The sequence below is a fragment of the Vibrio atlanticus genome (assembly GCF_024347315.1).
Taxonomy (GTDB): domain Bacteria; phylum Pseudomonadota; class Gammaproteobacteria; order Enterobacterales; family Vibrionaceae; genus Vibrio; species Vibrio atlanticus.
On the sequence record NZ_AP025461.1, the window covers coordinates 996,628 to 1,017,236 of the forward strand.

Below are 20,609 nucleotides of genomic sequence, written 5' to 3' on the forward strand. Positions count from 1 at the left end.
ACACATTTAGGTAAATGATTATGACTACATCACGCGTACATATTACTCCACACATGCACTGGGATCGTGAATGGTATTTCACAACAGAAGAGTCTCGTATTCTTCTAGTGAACAACATGGAAGAAATCATGAACCGCCTGGAGAGTGATCCAGAATACAAATACTACGTTCTAGATGGTCAAACAGCCGTTCTAGAAGATTACTTCGCAATCAAACCAGAGAACACAGAACGCGTAAGAGCATTGGTTGAAGCGGGCAAGCTAATTATTGGCCCTTGGTATTCTCAAACCGACACAATGCAAGTTTCTGGTGAGTCAATTGTACGTAACATGATGTATGGCATTCGCGACTGCATGAAATTTGGCGATGCAATGAAGATTGGTTACCTACCAGATTCATTCAGCATGAGCTCACAGCTGCCAATGATCTACAACGGCTTCGACATCACACGCGCAATGTTCTGGCGTGGTTGCTCAGAGCGTCATGGCACCAACAAAACAGAGTTCTTATGGCAATCAAACGATGGCAGTGAAGTGACTGCGCAAGTACTTCCGCTGGGTTACGCGATTGGTAAATACCTTCCTCAAGATGAAGAAGGTCTGCGTGCTCGTCTAGATAAGTACTTCCCAGTGCTAGAAAAGCCATCTGTGACTAAAGATATCTTGCTACCGAATGGCCACGACCAAATGCCGATTCAAAAAGACATCTTTGAAGTAATGGACAAGCTTCGCGAAATCTACCCAGATCGTGAATTCTCAATGAGCCGTTACGAAGAAGTGTTCGAGAAAGTAGAAGCGGCGCGCGACCAACTCGACACAATCAAAGGCGAGTTCAACGACGGTAAATACATGCGTGTTCACCGTACGATCTCTTCTACGCGTATGGACATCAAACTGATCCACGCAGAAATCGAAAACAAGATTGTAAATATCTTAGAACCGCTAGCGTCTATCGCTTGGACATTAGGCTTTGAGTACCACCACGGTTTGATTGAGAAAATGTGGAAAGAGAGCATGAAGAACCACGCTCACGACTCGATTGGTTGCTGTTGTTCTGACAAGGTTCACGCTGAGATCCTAAACCGCTACATCCTTGCGGACGACATGGCGACCAACCTGATTCACTTCTACAAGCGTAAGATTGTCGACCATATGCCAGATCGCGAAGGTTGCGACAAACTGGCGATGTTCAACCTTTCGCCATACGAGCGTGAAGAAGTGGTTAACACGACTATCACTATCCGTGCTCAAGAGTTCTCTATTTTTGATGACAACGAAAACCCTGTTGAATACTTCATCCAAGATAAACGCCAAATTGACCCAGGTAAAGTAGACCGTCAAATCGTTCACTACGGTAACTACGACCCGTTCATGGAGTTTGATATTCAGATCAAACGTACTGTGCCAGCGATGGGCTTCACCACGTTACACATCCAAGGTAACGAGAAGGGCGCAGTAAAAGTTGCAGAACAAAAAGACTACTTGCTAGAGAACGAGTACTACCGAATCAATGTAAACGACAACGGTACTCTGACTATTTTCGATAAAGAGACAGAGCAAGTATTCGACCAAGTACTTCGTTTAGAAGACGGTTCTGATGACGGCGATGAGTACGATTACTCTCCATCTCGTCAAGAATGGTTGCTGTACTCAGATGAGTTCCCGGTAGAAACATCGATTGATCACCAAGGCTTTCAATCGGTAGCGAACATCGCTTTTCGCATGAACGTGCCTGCAAACCTTGCAGAGCGTGAAGAACGTACGGGTCAAAACGGATTCGTTGAAGCGCAATGCCAAGTGGTATTGAAGCAAGGTTCTCGCCGCATTGAAGTTCGTATGGAGCTAGACAACCAAGCCGACGACCACCGTGTACGTGTGCTAGTACCAACGCCATTCGTTTCTGAAACTGTGGTTGCAGATAACCAGTTCGGTTGTATTACTCGACCAACCAATGACCCTGCTATGGCGGTTTGGGAAGAAGAGAAGTGGAAAGAAGCGCCAGTTCCTGTGTATCAGTTAATGAACTTTGCTGCGTTAGAAAACGGTAACGCGGGCATGGCAATCATGTCGAATGGTCTACGTGAATTTGAAGTGATTGCATCTCAAGGTGACGAAAACCGAGATACCTTCGCACTGACACTATTTCGTGGTATCGGTGTGTTGGGTAAAGAAGAGCTATTGCTTCGTCCGGGTCGTCCTTCAGGTATCAAGATCCCGACCCCTGATTCACAAGTGCGCGGCAAGCTAGTGTGTGAATTCACGCTGTGTGGCTTCTCTGGCAACCATATTGACGCCAACATCATGGCGCAAGCACGTGACAATGTCACTCAAATCGAATGCTACAACAAGATCCCTTACAACGCGATGAAGCTAAACGTAGGTGAGCAGAACCTACCGTTGAGTTTTAGCCTTTTGTCTAAGCAACAATCAGGCGCTGTGCTGAGTGTGCTGAAGAAAGCGGAAGATGAAGATGCGTTGATCATGCGTGTCTACAACCCGGCAGAAACAGGTTCAGTGTCAGATTCAATCTCCTTCACTCAAACCGTTTCGAGTTGGAAAGAGACAAGCATGGACGAGCGAGTACGCGAAGGTGATGTAGCATCTGAAGACTTCGGCCAGTTGGCATCTTGCCAAGCAAAAACATTCCAAATCAAATTCTAATTTCAATCACCCGCTCACCTTGGTGAGCGGGAATGGTGAACGACAATGAAAATTGTAATTGCCCCCGATTCATTTAAAGAATCACTCGACGCTCATCAAGTTGCGTCTTGTATTGAGCGTGGGTTTGCTGATGTTTTCCCTTATGCAGAGTTCGTCAAACTGCCTCTCGCTGATGGTGGTGAAGGCACGGTAGACGTGTTGCTACAAGCACTCAATGGTAAGAAACAACGGTTACAAACGACGGATCCAATCGGTCGCGAATGTACGGCTTATTGGGCTTCACTTGTACAACAGGTTGATGGCAAAAGCGTAAACACTGCCTTGGTGGAGTTTGCCCAAGCGTCGGGTTTAGATCGATTAATCGTAGAAGAAAGATCACCTCTTACAGCATCGTCTTACGGCACAGGGTTGCTGATTAGAGATGCGCTAGATCAAGGCGTTGAACAAATCATTATCGGCTTGGGCGGTAGCGCCACCAACGATGCAGGTGCAGGCATTTTACAAGCATTGGGAGGCAAGTTATTAGACAAGCAAGGCAACGAGCTATCTGGTGGCGGTACCGAATTAAGTCAGCTAGCAAGCATCGATCTTGATGGGCTGCACCCGAGATGTAAAGAAGTCACGTTCGTGGTCGCGTGTGATGTAAATAATCCACTGTGTGGCGAAAGCGGAGCAAGTGCTGTGTTTGGTCCACAAAAAGGGGCTTCACAAGCTCAAGTTGAACAACTTGATACTGCGATCGGTCACTTTGCCGATATCGCTCAAGCACATACGGGTACTAATCATCGCGACACAGCTGGTTTTGGTGCGGCTGGAGGCACGCCACTGGGGTTAAGTCTTGCATTCAATATCCAAATTAAAGCGGGTATTGAGATGGTATTAGATGCCTTGGGTGCAGATAAGGTTCTTGAAGGTGCTTCACTGGTCGTGACCGGAGAGGGGCAGATGGACAACCAAACCCTGCAAGGTAAAACACCTTTCGGCATCGCTCAGCGAGCTCAAAAGTTGAGTATTCCAACCATTGGAATTGCGGGCTCTTTGGGGCAAGACGTTGAAAAACTTTACGGCTCAATGTCTAGCTTATTTGGAACCGTACGTTCACCTCAGTCTTTAGACCAAGTTTTATCAGAAGCGAATCAAAACCTGACTCGCACTGCCCGTAATATCGCCGCCACGCTCAAGCTTGGCAGCCAGATTTTTAATGAGAAGTAATTATGTCTCTATTTAAACTCGACAACGTTATTCAAAACTACGCATGGGGAAGCAAAGACTCCATCAACCAACTGTTTGGTATTGTGAACCCAAACCAAGAACCGCAAGCAGAAATTTGGATGGGTGCTCATCCTAATGGTTGCTCAAAAGTAGGTGATACCGGTGAGTCGCTTTCTCACATGATTGATGAAAACAAAATCGATGTCTTAGGCGGGTACACGGCGGCACGTTTTGGTGAATTACCTTTCCTGTTTAAGGTGTTGGCCGCTGAAACACCATTATCAATTCAGGTTCACCCGAACAAGCGAAAATCAGAATTAGGTTTTGAGCGAGAGAATGCACTTGGCATCCCTTTGAATGCGTCTAATCGTAACTACAAAGATCCAAATCATAAACCTGAGTTGGTTTATGCGTTGACCTTTTACAAAGCGATGAATGGCTTTCGTCCAATCGACGATATTATTGCCTTGTTCGAAGAAGCGGATATTCCTTCGTTAGCGATTGAACTTAATGTACTAAAAGCCAATGCCGACAGTGATTCTCTAAAGTCTTTCTTTAGCGCAATTATGTCTCTTGAAGGTGACCGCAAAGCGTCTGCGCTTAATGAACTTTATGCTGCACATGCGCGACCAGCAAAAACGGTCATGGGACGTGAAGCTTTGCAATACAGCATTGAATTCAAACAGCACTATCCGGGTGATATTGGTTTGTTTGCACCATTGATGCTCAACACGGTTGAACTGGCGCCCGGTGAAGCGATGTTCCTGTTCGCAGAAACACCTCACGCTTATGTTCAAGGCACAGGTTTGGAGATTATGGCAAACTCAGACAATGTGCTGCGCGCCGGTCTTACACCCAAATACATAGACGTTCCTGAGCTTATCGATAACACGATCTTTGAGCCGATTAAGCCAGAAGATATTCGTCTTAAGCCTGTATTGAAAGAGGGCAAGATGAGCTATCCGATTCCAGTGGATGACTTTGGCTTTGATATCTTGTCTGCGACTGATGAGAGCAAGTCACAGTATCTACGTAGCGCGGAGATCTTGTTCTGTGTGGAAGGAGAGGCGACCGTCACCTCAGAAGGACGGTCAGTTTCTCTTAAGCCTGGAGAGTCGGTCTTTGTAAGTAGTAATTCAAGTGTTTACCAATATCAAGGGAATGGCATTTTGGCTCGTGCTTTTAACTAGTGCCCCCGTGCTAGCGGTCAGCAAAAGAAATGTCAGAGTGCCACTGTAAAGTGGTACTCAATATTGGATTGATGGTTGTTACCTATCTGTCTTTGACAGTCATGATTATTGACCATACCCGCTACTCTTGCGGGTTTTTTTATAAGTAGAATGAGCCGATATAAGTGTGTACAAAAGAGAAACCCTGCGTTGAGAGCAGGGCTTTTATTGAATCAGTAATGAGTGACTGGTTAGGCAATGTGCGTCATTTTATTAAGTACAAAGGTTTCGATACAGTCTTCAGTCGCAGCCATGTACTCAGCGATGTGTTGGCTCGCTAAGTGTTTCTCTAGATGAGCTTCAGATTCCCAGTTCTCATGAAAAATGAAGTGGGCAGGGTTACTGTTATCTTGGTGCAGATCGTAATTAATACAGCCGTCTTCAGCACGGGTTTTATCGATCAATTTAATCATCTCTGATTTAACAAGCTCAGTTTTGTCTTCTTTAGAGACGATCGTTGCAATAATAGTCAGTTTGCTCATTTTCAATTCCTTAGATTTAAACTCAGTAAGTTAAAGTAATATAAGTATAAATTCAGGTTGAAGAAAGAGTTCTGGAATCCAATAACTATGGTGCTGAGCGTCCACAATTTAAATCCGAGATCATAACGTTGGGGCGATCGGTTGCGCTCATAAAAAAGCCCTCATAGAAATATGAGGGCTTCAAATAAGAGTTAAGCAGTGTCGTTACTGGTACATTAAGCGGACTACTAAGCCTTAAGTATATTGTTCTACCTTAAGCATACTGTTCCACTGTCATTGCCCAATTTTTTTTCTGTTGCTCAAAATTCATTTTGATTTGTTGGTAACGAACTTTAAGTAGAGAGTGTTCGTACTTCTTCACAACATCTTCGCGTTTGCTTTCAAGTAGCTGCTTTTTGACTTCGTAATACTCGTTCATGTTTGATACTAGAGCATCGAATTCTTGTTGAAGTTTGTCCGCGATTTGCTGCTTGTCGGCACGATGCATGATCTTTTGCTGCGTGCGTTTAAGTAACATTGATGCTTCTGCTTTTTCGATACGAGCTTGAGGGGTTTTCTTAAGCTTGCTTGCCAATCCCATCAAAGAAGCACTCTTGATCAACCATTTTGTAGGATCGTATTGCCACCAGTAGATGCCGTTGCGGTAATCGTTCTCAAAGATGTGGTGGAAGTTGTGGTAGCCTTCGCCAAAAGTTAGAACCGCTAACACACCGTTATCACGGGCCGTGTTTTTGTCGGTAAAAGGTTGGCTACCCCAGATGTGAGCAAGAGAGTTAATGAAGAATGTCGTGTGATGGTTAAGCACCAAACGAACAGCACCTACGATTAACAACATGCCAAGTACGTCACCGTAAATAACACCTAAAGCGATAGGAACACCGAAGTTCATTAGCAATGCCAACAGAACATAGTGCTTGTGCTGCCACATAACAATTTTGTCTTTCTTTAAATCTCGACAATTTTCATAATTTTCATACATCGAGGTGCTGTAGTTACGAATCATCCACCCGATGTGAGAATACCAAAAACCACGTTTTGCTGAGTATGGGTCTTTGTCGTTGTTATCTACATGCTTGTGGTGCACACGGTGATCAGAAGACCAGTGTAACGCGCTGTTCTGCAGGGCAAATGCGCCACCTAGTGCAAACAGGAATCTTAGGCTTGAATGCGCTTCAAACGCTTTGTGTGACCATAAGCGATGATAACCCGTCGTGATTGAAAGGTTACAGAACGTAAAGCAGATCGCTAGCCATATCCAGTGCTCCATACCATAGCCAAAAAAGTAGCCATAAACGGGAGCTGCAACAACAGCAAGCAGCATACTAAAAGAGAATACAAAAATATTGAGCCAGATTAATGGCGGCTTTTTTGTAGATTGTTTGTCGGCACTATTCATTAGCAAATTTCCATTGAGCTTACATCTGTGCGCTAGAATATCAGCGTACACGTGTAAGTCAATATTGAAAGTGTAAACGTGTATTAGTATGTTTTGCTTAAATATTGTATAAAGGTAGTGTGAAATGTAGTAGCAAGTCATAAATGGAAGTACTAAGGGCTAATAAATGGAAATTAAGGTAGCTGAATATAAAGATTATGAGCGGATTGCCCAATTACACGCGGATAGCTGGAAGCTATATTATCGTGGCATTCTTGCTGATGATTACTTAGAAAATGATGTTTTGGAGGACAGATCTGTTATTTGGCAGACTCGTTTGATTAACCCTCCTTTTAACCAACATGTTTTATTGCTTGAAGAGGGCGGTTTACTGGTTGGTTTCGTCTGCGCGTTTGGTAATCACAACTTTGAGCGTGGCACGTTCATCGATGCGTTACATGTAGATAATGCCTATCGCGGTCGTGGTGTTGGTAAGCGTTTATTGTCTGAATTATCGAAGTGGTTGCAGCAATACTATTCGGATTCAGGTCTGTACCTAGAGGTGATGTCTGAAAATCACCAAGCGATTGCTTTTTATCAAGCGATTGGTGGTAAAGAAGAGCTAGAGCAAGTTTGGAATGCACCATGTGGAAGTCAAGTGAATGAGAAGGTGATTTCTTGGAGCTCTCCCGTTGAACTTGAACAGAAAACAGCAAGCATTGTGTATTCTTAGTCACTTCAAGTTTAATAATGGTTCCTTGCTCAACAGCTGCCTCTTACTGAAGTTGCTTTAAAGCTGAAGAACAAACCAAAAAGCCCCGAGCATTAAATTGTTCGGGGCTTTTTTGATTAGATTAGACACTTCAATTATTTGGCACTTAGTCGCACCATGTGATTTTTTCTTAAAACGAAGAGAGATTAACGCTTGTTCTTCAAGTAACGCTTACGACGCTCTTCTTTTTTCTTAATCTGTTGTTCGGCTTTCAGCGCAGCCGCTTCTTCAACTTCGATCAGTTCTTGTGTGATCATTTCTGGTAGCTCTAACGTTACTTTACCTAAAGTACCATTACGCAGTTCGTGAAGTAGGATTTCCGAACATTTGTGAATGTCGATATGACCACCAGCACGAAGTGCGCCACGCTTACGACCAATCGCTTCCATCAATTCGATATCAGACTCTGGAAGTTCTTCAATTTGGTAGCGTTCTTGCAAAAGGTTAGGGTATTGCTTTGCAAGGTACTCGACTGTGTAGAATGCCACTTCATCGTATTCCATTGCCGTATCTTTTACAGCGCCTGTTGCAGCCAAGCGGAAGCCACTGTGTGGGTTTTCTACTTTAGGCCATAGGATTCCAGGAGTATCTGAAAGGATCACGCCATTTTGTAGATTGATACGTTGTTGACGACGAGTTACCGCAGGTTGGTTACCAGTAACCGCGATCGTACGTCCCGCTAAACAGTTGATGATGGTCGATTTACCCACGTTCGGGATGCCCATGATCATTGTACGAATGTTCTTACCCATCTGTTCACGGTGCGGTGCTAACTTACGCACGAGCTCCATAACGTGGTTCACTTCTTCTTTAGCGCTAGTAGTAATCGCAATCGCTTTAACGCCTTGCTCTTTCTCGAAGTGCTCAATCCAACGCTCAGTAAGCTCAGGATCCGCAAGGTCGCGCTTGTTCAACACTTTTACACAAGGCTTATCGCCGCGCAGTGAAGAGATCATTGGGTTTTCACTACTGAACGGGATACGAGCGTCCAGTACTTCGATGATCACATCAACCTGTGGGATAACTTCTTCGATTTCTTTACGGGCTTTATGCATGTGACCCGGAAACCATTGAATAGACATAGAGATAAACCTTGATAAATATATTTGCTGCACATTGTAAGGGTTCGCTAGGGCGTGTAAAGCGCTATGTTAGTTAGAAGCCTTTCGTTAAAAGCTTAAGACCAAGTTTTTATCGGGTTCTTTTAAAGTTGAGGGCAGTCTTGCTGTGTACGTTTCGTGTGGGGAATCTGTTGTATCGCTGCATTCTAGTGTTGTTACTGCCTCTTAGTTAGTCTGTACACAGACAGTTTATTGCGTATTGAATCAACCATGACCCGAAGAAGAGTAGTTTTTATTTTTGAATGAGCACGAATAAAACGAATAGCTACTTTTAAGTTGTTGATTAGTAATTGGAACAATGGATGGTTGAGAACGATAACGTGCCCTACATAGGCGGCAATGTGTGGGGCACGTTTTCACACTGAATGTTTAGACCCACTTTTATATTAAATGCATAGCATTCAGTTGGTTATAAGTAACCTTTTTGATATATTAACCGGATGAATTCGTGCTTGCACGATATTAAAATGTTGTATTTGAGAGGTTGATTTGAACACACTTGGAAAAGTAGCTTCAGTTGCAACAGTTATTGCAGCTGTATTTACAGTCCTTACCTACTATGAATCTCATTCTTTAGACAACGCTCTAAAGGAGACCGAAAAAGAATCTCAGCGTGAGCATTTACCTAGAGACGATAATCTGGTCTCTGAAACAGTATCACCTACAAAGTTAACCAAAGAAGGAGCTGACGGCTCTATTTGTCAGCAAAGTGACTATACTCGTGACGATTTTCAGGTAAAGTTTGAAATTGCCAAAATGATCCCAGGCAGTACTAGCCAGAATGAAGCTTTAGAGAATCTTGGAAAAAAGGCTGCACAAGTATGTTATTTTGATCTTGCATATACTATTGGAAAATCTATTCGGGGTAGTACAACTAAAAGCGACACTCTGAGTTACATTGCGATTAAGGCAGCCAATTCTGGTAACCTTTCTTTAGCGGCCAAAATTGCTGATAGTATTCCTGGTTCCACAACAAAATCTCGAACTCTCAAAATGATCTCTGAGATTTAAACTACAAATATAACAAGGCGCTTAACCTGACACTCCACGCTTGGCATTTTTGCTACGCAAAAGTGTATGCCAAGGTGTCGTGCAATTTAGCTTAGCGTTAGGTAAATAGAGGAAGTTGTAGGTTCAATGGAAATTCAGTTTAGTATTGGCTTGGCTTTTGGAGCGGTAGTTGCCGCTGCAATTAACATCTACTTCAATTATCGTGCTGATAAGAAAAAACAGTGCCAAAAACGCTTGGATAGTGCGAACGTTGTTATAGGGGAGTTGCTCAATGTAATTGCTCATTATACTCAGTATACTAGGCTGAATCTTCGCATGGTTGATGGCGAAGAACGAGATATTACAAAACTTAAATATGACCTGAAAAATCAGGTCTATGGTGAATTTCTAGCCGTATCAAAGGCCGAATATGTTTCATTTCTTCCACCCGAACAAATCAGAAATTTATACCAATTATCTACACGAATTCGTAATGCCGATATGATGATCAACGAATTTATTTCCGTATGTGAAAATCCTGACATGTGCTCGGACTATGAGTTAGATCTGTACTTCGGCTATGACGTATTTATGGGCTATGTTGAAGATGCAGCTTCAGGTATATTATTTTACATTGAGCAAAAACAGCCAGAGTTTAAGCACTTGATCCCAGAAGATATGGCGAAAGACTCCGTGTAAATTTACCTTACAAATAAGGATTAAGGTGTTGCGCAGCCAACACTAAATCCCGAGTGTTGAACAAGCCCAAAGCCACTTTATTAAGTAAATTGTACGATTGCATTTGAAGGGCACATCGTTTTGGTTCTACTCTACGGACGCGCAATTCGATAATCTTAATTCCATTAACCTTGTACACTGCATTTTCAAAGCTAGGTAACAATCATCGAGGGTGTTTAGGGCTGAGATGAATAAAAAGCCGCAATATCTTTCAAGTCTTGATCATTAAGTTTACTCAGTTGTGTTTGCATCATTTCAGCGTAAGCGCCTTGTCTATCACCGTTTTGGTAAGCTTTCATTGTGTTATAGAGGTAAGTTGAATCTTGGCCAGAAAGTTTTGGGTAAGCAGTGTTACTTGTTTCACCCGTGGGGTTATGACAGAAAATGCAACTTGGTGACTTCATTTTACCCAGTTCAGGATCGCCAAAATTAGAGGCATGAAGGCTAGGGGAAAGAGCGAGTAATAGTAAAGTGAAGGATCGGTAAGTCATGCTTTTTCTCCGGTAAAAACATAACAATAAAGCTTACCCTAAGGGGAAGCTCAAGTCCGAATTGCTTTAGATGCTTTAGATGCTTTAGATGCTTTAGATGCTTTAGATGCTTTAGATATTTTAGAAGCTAATAGTGTTGACAGTTACAACTGACTTCGTTCTGTTAGGCGAGTAGAGGGCTTAAGAAGTGATGTTTTGTGAGTTCAAAAATTCTATTCGTACCTTAGAGGGCAGAATGTAATTAAGTCACTGGTGATATGATTTAAACTTCGTTGTTCAGTCTAACTGTGATTTTATGACGGAGGGGGATAATAGAAGATCACCTTTTCAAGGGCCTAAATTATAATACGATCTGTTGTAAAAATAACTGCAATCCAGTGTCTCTATATTTGTGACTCAAATATTAACTACATGCCTGGTTGTATAATAGTCTCTAAACTATTGATAAAATTTGCTTTTCTTATTGCTTCTTTTCGGTTGGTTACGTTTATTTTTTTATATATATTATATACATGCGTTTTTACTGTACTTTCTGAAATAAATAGTTCACTTGATATCTCTAAGTTTGTATCTCCTCTAATAACTCGTTTAAATATTTGAGCTTCTCTTTTTGTAAGGGTAGATAATATTACCTGTGACTTGAATGTTTGGGAGCGCGCATTGGATAAAATATGCGACATTAACTTCCTCGGTAACCATAGGTCGTCATCACAAACCGTTTTCAAGCAACGTGTAAGGTGTTCTACAGGAGCATCTTGATAGATTATGCCCTTTATATTAAACATGTTGAATAGTTGCATTACGGTAATACTCTGTCCGGTAATATCAGAGGGAACGTCATAGATTACCCATTTGTTGGACTCTACTTTTGATAAGGTGATGTAAACATCTTTGATGTCAGCTAAGAGTAAGTAACTAATGAGAATGACATCAAACGTCTTGCGATGATTCGAACGTTTAATACCTGAAATACATTCACGACTAAAACAAAAGTCACTGTATTTCTCTATTTCTCGTTGAATAAACTGGTTATTTATACCGTTATCGCCAATTAGGAGCATGTGCTTTAAATTGTTTTTACTGTTATGCATACTTTACTCCGAAACTGACAAATCGTGTTGTGATTATATGATACTAGGTTTTATATAATTGCGTTGCATATCTCAGGATTTATATAATTACATATTTAAGGCTGCTGTGAAAGGAGGGGTTCTATAGAAATTTGTAATGTATCGTCATATATTCCTCCCGGTTTGTTCTCTGTTTCCCCAATTACAAAACTCAAAGGAATAGGTTGACCGATCGTAGCCGAAATACGCTGAATTTTTGCATCAAGTTGACCGAGGTTTACTCTATCGTTATCTAGGGAAAGTTCGTATGGAATATCCCATTTTGTCTCATCAGATTCATGACGTAGCATGCCTTGATGGGATGATTCCAATACGATGGTATACGCTGTATTGCTTTGCACCCATAGGTTCGGTGCAGAACGAATAATCTTGTTTGAATATAATGTTCCTAGATCAAGGTCATAATGCTGTTGAGTTAACCCATAAAAGTGAACTTTAGCAGCTGGTGGCACGGTAACGGATACTGGGAGTGAGCTAGGGCTGATCTCTATTTGTTGGTTGTCTGAGTTATAAGAGGGCGACACTTCTAAAAGACCCCGGTAGGTTCCTGACGCTAGCCACTGTTTGCTTGGGAAACGCATTTGTATGGTTGTTGAAGGTTGACTGTCGGTTAATGATACATGCCACTGATTGGCGATTGGCACACCCACTTGTCCACTCCACTCGAAGTTGAGTTTGTCTTGGTTTACCCCTTTTAACGTCCGACTAGTATCATTAAGTTGTAGAACCAAACTCAATTTACAGTCTTCGCCAATTATATTCGCATCGATCCTATAAGTATTAATTGTTGCGTAAGTACCAGTGTTGAAAACGTCGTATTGAGACTGGGATGAGACGGGTTGAATCGTCAATGCACTAGCTTCACATGCTAATACAGAGGATATAGAATTTATGGCGATGAGGAACCATCCTCCCCACCGAAGTTGTTTAATCCACATACACATCTCCTAGTCTGATCAAGTTGTCACTGCGCTCGCTGAGAGTAATGACGGCTGACTCTTGTCCTTTAGTGTCAAGAATCAGTTGATATTTCCCTGGCTTTAACCCAGATATCGCAAATATGCCACTCCGATTGGTAAAGAAGTCAATCGGTAACTGTTTAGCTTCACCAAGGTAATGTGCTACACCAGCGACAAGTGAAATTGGATTGTTACTTTGACGGTCGTATAGCTTACCAATCACGGTTAAGACAGCATCGGAACCAATTTGTAGTTGGAAGCCCCGCTTGTAATCAGGCTTAACCCAAAAAGCACCATCCCCCAAATCATATCCCGGTGGTAAGTTATCGACCTCATAACCGATGACTTGGCTATTATAAGCAACAAGATCAGGGACCATGGCACTGGCATCTCCGTTAAGGTAAACGCGTGCGTACTCTCCATCTTTTGTTGGGTCTAATGCCACGTCATTCTCTGCGAGGCTTTCATGCTTGCTGACAATAGCGAATGCTTCTCGGACTGGTCTGCCGATCGTTACCGATGAACCTGCAAACGCAAGTGCACTGCTGATGGTCACGTCGGTACTGTGGTTTCTTGTGTCACCACTAATGTCGTCAAGTCGCGAGGCATGGGTGGCACTCAATTCGTAACGGTTTGCTGTATAGTTAATACCAGCGTCCATATCGGCGTCCGTTTCTTCATTCGTAATGACACTCGCAAAGCCAGATATCCCTCCGGTGTTACCTATATTATTCTGATAGCTGTAATCTAAGGCGGCTTCTCTTAGCTCTGTACTGTAACGACCGACGACACGAGTTTGTCGGCTAAGAGGCCAACTTATGGTGAGCGTAGTGCTGATGTCATCGTCTTTACTTGCGTGATCTTGATAGCTAACACGGGCACTCCAAGTCGCGTGAGTATCAAACAGTCCGTCCGATAAACTCGGGCTAATTAGCCAATAGTCGTTCTCTTTATCTATTCCTGAACGGTAATTGACTGTCATGGCGGCACGTAATGATCGACTTAGATAAATCGAACCGAATGCAGAAGCATAATGAGTGGTTAAGTTGATGTCTTTGTCGGAGGCGTCAAACCCAGCAACACCAGTAAAATTGTTGCTCAGATACTCATAACTCACACTCAGTTGTGCAGCCAGTGTATTCTTACTGGAAAATTCCGCATCAAATGCAAATTTGTAAGCATCGCCAGTTCCAAATATAGGATGTTCGCTACGTGAAGCATTGAGTTCAGTGACTCCCCATCTAGAAGCGATGAGTGCGGTAGTACCATATTGGTATAAATCTTCACGGGTTTGAAAGTTGGTACCTAACGTTAACCAAGGGTTAATACCCACATCAACATAACCATGGAAAATACGCTCATCGGTTAGGTATTCTAATTGTCCATTTTGGAGTTCAGAGGGTGCTCCGTACATAATGCTATATTCAAACTCACCGCTATTGAGTAAGTCGTTACCAGTCGCAATAGAAAACTCGATACGCTCTTCGTTCCCAGAACGGTCGGTAATGACGAGTACAATATCGTTACTGCCTTGCGCGAGAGGTATATCACTCAGGTTGTAGCTACCAGCGCCTAAAGTTAATCGTTGGACTGCAATTCCATCTATATAGACATCGACATTCGAGGCTCTTTGAAGTGTGAATGATTGATTGGCTCGTGGTCGTGCATTTCTGGTTGGAATCAGTGTGAAATCTCGAGTTAAGCCAATACCAAGTATGTCGGTGCTGTCCTGAAAAGATTGGCCACTGTTGTACATATCGCCGAGCACAAGTCGTGTACCTTGCTGTGCAAAATCAATATTAAGACGAGTTCCTTCTCTCACATATTGTGATTTTTGTGATGAACCATTTTCTAAATAGGATTCATATTCAAAATTGAAAAAACCAATGTTAAGTGCCGAGTCGAATTGACTGCGATAAAGATCTTGCCTTGACGATTTTTGATCGACGTATTGGCTCCCATTGGCGGAAAGGGCCACGTTAACGTATCCGCTTAACAGACTTGGCTCAGCATAGTTATAAAAATCATCTGCGCCGTTCATCGAGAGTTGTTGGGTTAAGCTAAATTCTGGCGGAACCGTCACGATACATTCCAACGAAGAAAAGTCGAAATTAAGTCCCAGCCCTACGCTCTTAAAGTGGTGCTGCGACAGCATCTCATTGTCTGTCGTGTCATGGAGCTTACCAATACCTTCTTGAGTGACGACAGACGAAAGGAGAGACAGCGTACTTTCCTTTGGCAATAGAATTTCGTTGTTTGCGGTAATGATAATATCCGCTTCACCAAGTATGGTGTCACTTATTCTTAGTAAAGAGGTAAGTTGAATATCGCGTCCTGTCGGGTTCAATACCATTTCCTGACCCCAAGCTACAGGGCTTAAGGCGGTACAATAAAACAGTACTAATCCCAAGACATAGAAAACTTGCCACATCTTGTGAGAGGTTTCAGTTTTCATATCCATGATAAGTGCCTACTGGTAAGTAATTTAAAGAAGAAGGCAAAGTAATAGTCGAGCGTGGTGGAATAAATTGTTCACCTAAAGCCTCATGTACCTTTTGGTTCTGAGATTCGAGCCCCTTAAAATGAAGTAACGATGTATAGGTAAATCGCGACCCTGAATTAGTGAGTGTTAGTTTTCCTTGTTCATCTATATGTAAGTTCACGTCAGGCACTAAAGAGGATGAGTGAATGTGCAGCAACGCATTATAGTGAACTTGTAAATTGATACCGGTTGTTAAACCGATGGGTTTATCTATTCTCGCGTTGTTCTGGCCAATATTCACGGTACTGAAACGAACAAAGTAACTTTGGGAAGTTTCGAGTGAGCGGTTTCCCAACCATTGTATACGGAATACTTGACGCTCACCGGGTGCCAACATAGCGGCAGGTGGAAACACAAACATCACCTCACTCGATAGATCTGATGTCTGGAACGTGCCATCAGGTAAGAATTTCAAACGACGAACGTTAGCTTCAAGTGGGAGATCCCGCGTTGAGTTGTTAGTCACAACCAGTTGCGATGTTGCCCTGTGATCGGTATTGAGTTCAATGACGGTTGGAAACAGTGTTATGCCAAACGCTTGTGCACACAGAAAACAAGAAATGAACCCACCCAAAATATAACGTCTCATTGCTACTGATCCTGCTCGATTTCAATCGATAGCGTGTCTACATTGTAATTTTCAAGTGGCTGCATTTCGAAAAAACGAGTGGAATAGGGAAGAACTAAAGTTCCTGGAATACGTTTGGCTATTTCTACGCCTTTTAAATAGGTTGATTTTGTGCCGTCAGAAATTTTCCATGTCGTATTGGTTAACCGACCATAACTATTACCGCTGTTCAGTACTTCAAGGACCCATTTGTTATTCTTGTCATTTGGTTCGATACTTTTAATTTCTAGTTGAGAGGCTGTGTTCTGAGGTCGCACGTTGATAAGCGTATTAAACTGAAGTAACAGACTCACTTGCCCTTGGTTGCTGCTTGCTCTTTGGACTTTCACTTGCTTGACAGCAATACGAAAAGCTTTTGACTCTGTAATAGACGGATCGCCTAAATATCGGACCATAATAGATTGCGAACGCCCAGGCTCTATAATTGCAGTTACTGGAATCACTAATAGCTCGTCATCTGCAGGCGTCGTGGTCTCTTTTCCGTATTCATTCATAGTCATAAATACTGGAGTCAGTTCCACTGTGAGTGGTTCGGTAGACGAATTCTCAACCCTCATCGTCATTTGAGCTCTTTTACCAAGTGGTGTCATCTCCATAGACATCGGCTCTACTTTGAACGCATGAGCTGACAAACAAGTGAGTGACAACAATAAGAGAACAGTCCATTTATGCATGATCCATTTATACATCGCGATGAGCTCCAAATTAAACTAGAGTCGGTAATACAACTGAGGTTAAGTTTTAATACCACTAAGGCTTAGATGAAGTCGGAGGCCAAATAATAGCCCCCGACTTATTTAACCTCTAATTTGAGGTGATATTTACGGTTAATGTATCTGAATAACCACCTGCCCATGGGGAGGTTTCTGTTGTCACAATATCAATGGACGCGGCAACACCAGTCGCCAATACTCCAGAACCACCATAAGAGTTACTGACTGAAACGTCATTTTGACCTGGGCCACCTGGTGCATTGAGCGTGAAAGGTGCTAAGCCTGAAGGGTTAAATGTTGCATCGTAGGTAAGAGCGTAGTCTTCGCTATCATCGGACTCTAGACCACCCTCAGCACTCGTCAGTGTCACAGTTGCACCATCGACGTCATTACACTTCATGTTAAGGCCACTAACAGAAAGATTTTGAATTTGAGATACGTTACCGAAGTCCATCAGTTGTGTTGAAAGACCAGTAACTTCACATACAGGTGAAACAAAACCAACTAACTGGACATCACCAGGAGCGGCTTGAACTTGAGCACCAAAAATAGCAGTGACTGTTGCTGCGTAGAGTGTTAGCTTTTTCATTAGAAATTCCTTTATCTTAAATGATTGGCTCGAATACTGCTGAGCGTATTTTGTTCTGCAGATACATTGCAGAGTTTTTACTTGGTCACGCTATGAATCGAAGGGTAAACTTCGATTTCAATAACGTCTTGATAATAACCCGCGAAACGCAAGCTATTTTCGAGTGCTACCCTAAGGCTCCCCTGTTGAGAGAAAGGAATAACACCAGAACTGTTTATCATTACTGGTGAAGTAAGTTGGCTGCTGTGCCTACTTTCATAAAGACGAAGCTCGTCTATTTGTAATGACAGATTATAAGTTTCAATAATATCAACCCCTTGGTGCTGATATTTTAAGCCTCCATATTTTGAATTAATCGTTATACCCAACGGACGGTTACAATACATATTAAAAGGCAATAGTTGGACATCACGGTGTTCCGTAAACTTCATGACATTGCCAGAAAAGAAATTTATTTCGCATCGATCTTTGATCTGGCCGTTAATTCCTAACGTTAAGGTGTTAGCACTGGTGTAGAATGAAAGTGACAAACTAAAAATTAACGTTGAGACGATGAAGTTGTGAATAATTACGAATGCTCTAATCATCATTTCACCTCTCATTGATAGAATGTAACCTGTTGCTTAACTTTCAAAACTATAAGTGCTTTAAAAAATGGTGAAGTAGTAAAAAAAGTTTATTATTTAGACGAAGTATGAGTTTTAGTATGAGTTTAAGGTAAGGTATAGAGAGTGCATTTTTAGATAATAATTTTGTTTTCAATTAGATAGGCAGATTTTGACCCACAGTTAAATTTACGAGTGAATTTTTCTTAATTGATAAAATTAGAACTATGGTCTACGGCGTGATTTTTGGTAAATTTTTCGATGGATTATTCTTCCAGGAATATTTTATTTTTAGTTTTATTCACTGGCTTATAATTTTAATATGACGATTTTTAATTGTAATAGTGAACAGTGGCTATCTATATTGGTTGGTAATTTTCTATTTAAATTAGCCTATTACGATGTTTTTTTAGAGTTGATGTGTTTTATTTGTTAAATACCGTACGCGTGGTAAATAAAAATGAAATTATTACTGTTAAATTATTTGATTTTATTGGGCACGAAAAATTTAATCTCACAAATGAAAATCGAAATTTAACGAAAATTGAATGCTTAAACGCAGGTTTAATACATAGAGGGTATTCACATAGGCCAAAACAAGATTGCGTTCTGTTGCAGTTAATATAGTGGAGTCTATTAGGCAGATTACTCTGTATAGGTATAGGTATAGGTATAGGTATAGGTGAGTTGGCTATTTTTCTGTGGAAGAGGTGAATGATTTTTTTTGAAAGACTAAAGCTTCGTAAGGGAAGCTCTAGTCTTAACTGCTTTAATGCGAATCTTGTTCAGCGTTAAAGCGCATTTTCCAACTTAGTTAGGAAAGTCGCGATGTCTTTTGAACTGATATCTCTATGAGTAACAAAACGTACAGGGTTACCTGGTGACATAATAATGCCTTCCTCTCCTAACTCCCGTGCGATACGGTTAATATCAACCGACTGATCTAACTTCGCAAACACAATATTAGTCTGAATGAAATCAGGGTTAACAGAGAAACCTTCTAACTTGCTTAGACCAATCGCTAGGTTTTTTGCGTTTTCATGGTCTACTTTAAGTTGAGCCACGTTCTCCGTGAGCGCCATTTTACCTGCTGCAGCAAGAATACCAGCCTGACGCATACCACCACCGACCATTTTACGCAGTCGACGAGCTTTAGCGATGTACGCTTTGCTACCAAGAAGTAGAGAGCCAATTGGAGCACCTAAACCTTTTGATAAACAAATTGTCATCGAATCGAAGTGTTGTGCGATCTCTTTAATGTGAACATCTAGTGCAGTCGCCGCATTATAGACACGCGCGCCATCTAGGTGCATTTGTAGGCCGTGTTGGTTTACGAACTCACGCGCGTCCGCTAGGTAAGAGATTGGCAGCACCTTACCATTGATTGTGTTTTCTAAACTAAGAAGCTTAGTACGAGCAAAGTGGCTGTCGTCTGGCTTAATCGCAGCAGCAAGCTTTTTAAAATCTAACGTGCCGTCAGGGTTGTTCTCGATTGGCTGAGGTTGAATTGAGCCAAGCACTGCAGCGCCGCCAGCTTCGTATTTGTAGTTGTGCGCCTGTTGGCCACAAAGGTATTCGTCACCACGCTCACAGTGCGCCATTAAACCCAGTAGGTTGGCTTGTGTGCCGGAAGAAGTGAACATAGCCGCTTCAAAACCGGTTTCATTTGCAGCCCATTGTTCCAGTTCGTTGACGGTTGGGTCATCGCCATATACATCATCGCCTACTTCTGCATTTGCCATTACATCACGCATAGCTTGCGAAGGTTTAGTTACGGTGTCAGAACGAAAGTCCATGTTTATCTCCTAGAGTACTTTAGGTAGTCATATAATTGGCTATAGATGGCCACATAGTTGGGCTTTGCTTAAACAAGCGATGGTTTTGGTATCGGTAATTTGATCGTTGCGAATTTTATGTTGCAGTTCTTCCAAGCTAAGTTCGATAACCTCTATTACTTCATCTTCATCACATTCAAAGCGGGTAGTAAGGCTTAAGTCTTTTGCGATGAACAAGTGTTGGATCTCATCACAGAAGCCAGCTAAAGGGGTAACTTGTCCTAAGCTCTGGAAATAAGTTGCACTGTAACCCGTTTCTTCTTCGAGTTCGCGTTGTGCACATTGAAGAGGTGTCTCATTAATTTCCATCGTGCCAGCGGGGAGTTCCAAAAGCCACTTCTTAAGAGAAGGACGAAACTGGTTAATGAGGATGATTTTTCCAGACGAAGTGATAGGAAGAATAACGGCCGCGCCGGGGTGGTTTATTGTTGTATGTTTTACCACGACGTTCGTAGGGAGCGTCACGTTCTCTTCTATAAGAGAAATACTTTTCCATTGATGGATAACTTTACTCATGCAGTCTGGCCACTTTCCTTGC

Annotated in this window: 19 protein-coding genes; 6 read left to right on the forward strand and 13 right to left on the reverse strand. The window is 42.2% G+C overall.

Annotated features, from left to right (window positions below; translation table 11 throughout):
• Nucleotides 1–20 precede the first annotated feature (20 nt).
• The 3 genes from mngB to manA are packed head-to-tail and all read left to right on the forward strand — an operon-like array spanning nucleotide 21 to nucleotide 5,062.
• Nucleotides 21–2,660, forward strand: coding sequence for a mannosylglycerate hydrolase (gene mngB / locus OCV30_RS20090; RefSeq protein ID WP_065680001.1), 2,640 nt, complete (start codon nucleotides 21–23; stop codon nucleotides 2,658–2,660).
• A 45-nt stretch (nucleotides 2,661–2,705) separates the two neighbouring features.
• Entirely contained in the window at nucleotides 2,706–3,872 is a 1,167-nt protein-coding gene (locus OCV30_RS20095; RefSeq protein WP_065680002.1) for a glycerate kinase, read from the forward strand.
• A 2-nt stretch (nucleotides 3,873–3,874) separates the two neighbouring features.
• Entirely contained in the window at nucleotides 3,875–5,062 is a 1,188-nt protein-coding gene (gene manA, locus OCV30_RS20100) for a mannose-6-phosphate isomerase, class I (RefSeq protein ID WP_017070588.1), read from the forward strand.
• Nucleotides 5,063–5,292: 230 nt separating this feature from the next.
• Here the strand turns inward: manA and OCV30_RS20105 are convergent, their stop codons facing one another.
• Together OCV30_RS20105 and OCV30_RS20110 are read right to left on the reverse strand one after the other, a co-directional pair.
• Nucleotides 5,293–5,583, reverse strand: coding sequence for a putative quinol monooxygenase (locus OCV30_RS20105; protein ID WP_065680003.1), 291 nt, complete (start codon nucleotides 5,581–5,583; stop codon nucleotides 5,293–5,295).
• A 253-nt stretch (nucleotides 5,584–5,836) separates the two neighbouring features.
• A complete protein-coding gene (locus OCV30_RS20110; protein ID WP_009845442.1) occupies nucleotides 5,837–6,979 on the reverse strand; it encodes an acyl-CoA desaturase in 1,143 nt (380 codons plus the stop codon).
• A 166-nt stretch (nucleotides 6,980–7,145) separates the two neighbouring features.
• Between OCV30_RS20110 and OCV30_RS20115 the strand changes: the two genes are divergently transcribed.
• Nucleotides 7,146–7,691 (forward strand): GNAT family N-acetyltransferase, encoded by a 546-nt coding sequence (locus OCV30_RS20115; protein ID WP_009845441.1) that lies wholly within the window; start codon nucleotides 7,146–7,148, stop codon nucleotides 7,689–7,691.
• Nucleotides 7,692–7,876: 185 nt separating this feature from the next.
• On the opposite strand, the gene ylqF is transcribed toward OCV30_RS20115, so the two are convergent.
• On the reverse strand, nucleotides 7,877–8,812 hold the full coding sequence (ylqF, locus tag OCV30_RS20120; protein WP_009845440.1) for a ribosome biogenesis GTPase YlqF: 936 nt from the start codon (nucleotides 8,810–8,812) through the stop codon (nucleotides 7,877–7,879).
• A 528-nt stretch (nucleotides 8,813–9,340) separates the two neighbouring features.
• Between ylqF and OCV30_RS20125 the strand changes: the two genes are divergently transcribed.
• Nucleotides 9,341–9,862, forward strand: a complete 522-nt coding sequence (locus OCV30_RS20125) for a hypothetical protein (protein WP_065680004.1) — start codon at nucleotides 9,341–9,343, stop codon at nucleotides 9,860–9,862.
• A gap of 126 nt (nucleotides 9,863–9,988) precedes the next feature.
• The gene (locus tag OCV30_RS20130) at nucleotides 9,989–10,540 is read left to right on the forward strand and encodes a hypothetical protein (protein WP_065680005.1); all 552 of its coding nucleotides are present in this window, start codon (nucleotides 9,989–9,991) and stop codon (nucleotides 10,538–10,540) included.
• Between the two features lie 215 nt (nucleotides 10,541–10,755).
• Here OCV30_RS20130 and OCV30_RS20135 read toward each other — a convergent pair whose 3' ends face one another.
• The 10 genes from OCV30_RS20135 to OCV30_RS20180 all read right to left on the reverse strand — a co-directional run bounded on the left by OCV30_RS20135 (nucleotide 10,756) and on the right by OCV30_RS20180 (nucleotide 20,587).
• Nucleotides 10,756–11,070, reverse strand: a complete 315-nt coding sequence (locus OCV30_RS20135; protein WP_065680006.1) for a c-type cytochrome — start codon at nucleotides 11,068–11,070, stop codon at nucleotides 10,756–10,758.
• Between the two features lie 407 nt (nucleotides 11,071–11,477).
• Complete coding sequence (locus OCV30_RS20140; protein WP_065680007.1) at nucleotides 11,478–12,161, reverse strand: helix-turn-helix domain-containing protein; 684 nt, start codon at nucleotides 12,159–12,161, stop codon at nucleotides 11,478–11,480.
• 95 nt (nucleotides 12,162–12,256) lie between these two features.
• A complete protein-coding gene (locus OCV30_RS20145; protein WP_065680008.1) occupies nucleotides 12,257–13,138 on the reverse strand; it encodes a hypothetical protein in 882 nt (293 codons plus the stop codon).
• Nucleotides 13,128–15,620, reverse strand: a complete 2,493-nt coding sequence (locus OCV30_RS20150; RefSeq protein ID WP_244499058.1) for a fimbria/pilus outer membrane usher protein — start codon at nucleotides 15,618–15,620, stop codon at nucleotides 13,128–13,130. Before OCV30_RS20150 ends, OCV30_RS20145 begins: the two co-directional genes overlap by 11 nt.
• Nucleotides 15,604–16,290, reverse strand: a complete 687-nt coding sequence (locus OCV30_RS20155) for a fimbrial biogenesis chaperone (RefSeq protein WP_065680009.1) — start codon at nucleotides 16,288–16,290, stop codon at nucleotides 15,604–15,606. The genes OCV30_RS20150 and OCV30_RS20155 overlap by 17 nt, the downstream gene beginning before the upstream one ends.
• Nucleotides 16,291–16,292: 2 nt before the next feature.
• Nucleotides 16,293–17,018 carry a fimbrial biogenesis chaperone gene (locus OCV30_RS20160; protein WP_065680010.1) on the reverse strand — a complete coding sequence of 242 codons (726 nt, stop codon included), beginning with the start codon at nucleotides 17,016–17,018 and terminating at the stop codon, nucleotides 16,293–16,295.
• Between the two features lie 115 nt (nucleotides 17,019–17,133).
• Nucleotides 17,134–17,631, reverse strand: coding sequence for a hypothetical protein (locus tag OCV30_RS20165; RefSeq protein WP_017076027.1), 498 nt, complete (start codon nucleotides 17,629–17,631; stop codon nucleotides 17,134–17,136).
• A 77-nt stretch (nucleotides 17,632–17,708) separates the two neighbouring features.
• On the reverse strand, nucleotides 17,709–18,233 hold the full coding sequence (locus OCV30_RS20170) for a hypothetical protein (protein WP_209439705.1): 525 nt from the start codon (nucleotides 18,231–18,233) through the stop codon (nucleotides 17,709–17,711).
• Between the two features lie 794 nt (nucleotides 18,234–19,027).
• Nucleotides 19,028–20,032: a low-specificity L-threonine aldolase gene (gene ltaE, locus OCV30_RS20175; RefSeq protein ID WP_065680011.1), complete on the reverse strand. Its 1,005-nt coding sequence runs from the start codon at nucleotides 20,030–20,032 to the stop codon at nucleotides 19,028–19,030.
• A 39-nt stretch (nucleotides 20,033–20,071) separates the two neighbouring features.
• A complete protein-coding gene (locus tag OCV30_RS20180) occupies nucleotides 20,072–20,587 on the reverse strand; it encodes an NUDIX hydrolase (protein WP_065680012.1) in 516 nt (171 codons plus the stop codon).
• Nucleotides 20,588–20,609: the final 22 nt, after the last annotated feature.

Coding starts and splice junctions, on each gene's coding strand:
- mngB (WP_065680001.1), top strand. CDS start 21: ATGACTACATCACGCGTACATATTACTCCACACATGCACTGGGATCGT.
- OCV30_RS20095 (WP_065680002.1), top strand. CDS start 2,706: ATGAAAATTGTAATTGCCCCCGATTCATTTAAAGAATCACTCGACGCT.
- manA (WP_017070588.1), top strand. CDS start 3,875: ATGTCTCTATTTAAACTCGACAACGTTATTCAAAACTACGCATGGGGA.
- OCV30_RS20105 (WP_065680003.1), bottom strand. CDS start 5,583: ATGAGCAAACTGACTATTATTGCAACGATCGTCTCTAAAGAAGACAAA.
- OCV30_RS20110 (WP_009845442.1), bottom strand. CDS start 6,979: ATGAATAGTGCCGACAAACAATCTACAAAAAAGCCGCCATTAATCTGG.
- OCV30_RS20115 (WP_009845441.1), top strand. CDS start 7,146: ATGGAAATTAAGGTAGCTGAATATAAAGATTATGAGCGGATTGCCCAA.
- ylqF (WP_009845440.1), bottom strand. CDS start 8,812: ATGTCTATTCAATGGTTTCCGGGTCACATGCATAAAGCCCGTAAAGAA.
- OCV30_RS20130 (WP_065680005.1), top strand. CDS start 9,989: ATGGAAATTCAGTTTAGTATTGGCTTGGCTTTTGGAGCGGTAGTTGCC.
- OCV30_RS20135 (WP_065680006.1), bottom strand. CDS start 11,070: ATGACTTACCGATCCTTCACTTTACTATTACTCGCTCTTTCCCCTAGC.
- OCV30_RS20140 (WP_065680007.1), bottom strand. CDS start 12,161: ATGCATAACAGTAAAAACAATTTAAAGCACATGCTCCTAATTGGCGAT.
- OCV30_RS20145 (WP_065680008.1), bottom strand. CDS start 13,138: ATGTGGATTAAACAACTTCGGTGGGGAGGATGGTTCCTCATCGCCATA.
- OCV30_RS20150 (WP_244499058.1), bottom strand. CDS start 15,620: ATGGATATGAAAACTGAAACCTCTCACAAGATGTGGCAAGTTTTCTAT.
- OCV30_RS20155 (WP_065680009.1), bottom strand. CDS start 16,290: ATGAGACGTTATATTTTGGGTGGGTTCATTTCTTGTTTTCTGTGTGCA.
- OCV30_RS20160 (WP_065680010.1), bottom strand. CDS start 17,018: ATGTATAAATGGATCATGCATAAATGGACTGTTCTCTTATTGTTGTCA.
- OCV30_RS20165 (WP_017076027.1), bottom strand. CDS start 17,631: ATGAAAAAGCTAACACTCTACGCAGCAACAGTCACTGCTATTTTTGGT.
- OCV30_RS20170 (WP_209439705.1), bottom strand. CDS start 18,233: ATGAGAGGTGAAATGATGATTAGAGCATTCGTAATTATTCACAACTTC.
- ltaE (WP_065680011.1), bottom strand. CDS start 20,032: ATGGACTTTCGTTCTGACACCGTAACTAAACCTTCGCAAGCTATGCGT.
- OCV30_RS20180 (WP_065680012.1), bottom strand. CDS start 20,587: ATGAGTAAAGTTATCCATCAATGGAAAAGTATTTCTCTTATAGAAGAG.